Origin of the sequence: Acinetobacter sp. Ver3, assembly GCF_000632455.1 — a bacterium.
Taxonomy (GTDB): domain Bacteria; phylum Pseudomonadota; class Gammaproteobacteria; order Pseudomonadales; family Moraxellaceae; genus Acinetobacter.
Genome location: NZ_JFYL01000162.1, coordinates 1 through 1200 on the forward strand (window position 1 = coordinate 1; position 1200 = coordinate 1200).

A 1200-nucleotide genomic window follows, 5' to 3' on the forward strand; every position below is an offset into this window, starting at 1 on the left:
GTAAAAGCTTTGCTTATAAAATTATGGGCGATTTGTACAAGACAGGGGTTTTCGTGCAAGCTGATCCTGAAATAGCTGAAAAATTTTATAGTAAGGCTATTGATTTAGGTGATTTAAGTAGTATTGAAAATTATATTGATATAATCACCACAAAATATTTAAACAAAGAAATTCCAAATGATAAAAAGAATAAAATTATGGAATTAATTAAAATAGGTGAGAATAATAGTATTGGTAATATATTTTTTATAAAAGCTGAACTAATTAGTAAGGGGGAAATTTTTCCATTTGATTACGATAAGATAATCTTAAATTTATCTAAGGCATTAGAGCTTGGGGTGGGTTTCGCAGGTTTTAGATTATATGGGATTCAAAAAGAAAGATTTTATAATTTAAAAAGGGTTGGTAATATTGATTTTAAATTAAAGTCTGCGGCACTTAAATCGCTTAAAGTGGGAGCTAAATTGGGATGTGGTTATTGCATTAATGAAATAAATAAATTGAATAAAAATCAAAGTTTATTTAATGTTAATTCTAAGAATAGAAACTATGTGGATTCTTATTATTCAAATAAATTAGATGTTTCCGGGAGAGAAAAATTTTTAAATAAAATTTTTTCTAATATTGCTGACAAGTATAATTTGAAAAAAACAGAGTTATTTCTCGAGAGGGTATCGTTTAGGGAATTTGAGAATTTTCATAAGGATCGAGATAATAAATTATTTCTTAAGTTTTCAAATTTCAAATATGAGGATGAATTTAGATCTTTAGTGACAAAAGATAACTATTTTAATGAAGATTATACTTTATTTTATTATGATCTTTTGGATAAAAAAGATTTTGAATCTATTAATAATATTGCTATATTCTATGTTTTTGGATGTGGTGTTAATAGGGATATAGATAAAGCATTAGTATTGTTTGAGCAAGCAGCAGAAAGTGGTATTGATGTTGCTAATTATAATATTGCTCTACTGAATAATGTGGTTACACCAATAAAAAGAAATGATAAATACTATGATTTTTATACATATTGTCTAAAAGCTATTAATTCTGGGGCAGAGTAAAACTTGAAGTGCGACATAAACCACCTAATTAATTTAAAGGGTTTATGGAGTATATAAAATTGTCATACCATCATCTTAACTTTGAAGATCGTACTGCATTAATGCTTGAGTCAAGAAAAGAAGGCTTTTCAGC

1 protein-coding gene is annotated in these 1200 nt (G+C 26.6%); it reads left to right on the forward strand.

Going from position 1 to position 1200, the window contains the following annotated elements; translation table 11 throughout:
• The coding region (locus CL42_RS16140) for an SEL1-like repeat protein (protein WP_035270968.1) at positions 1-1067 on the forward strand (1067 nt) is incomplete at its 5' end.
• Positions 1068-1200: the final 133 nt, after the last annotated feature.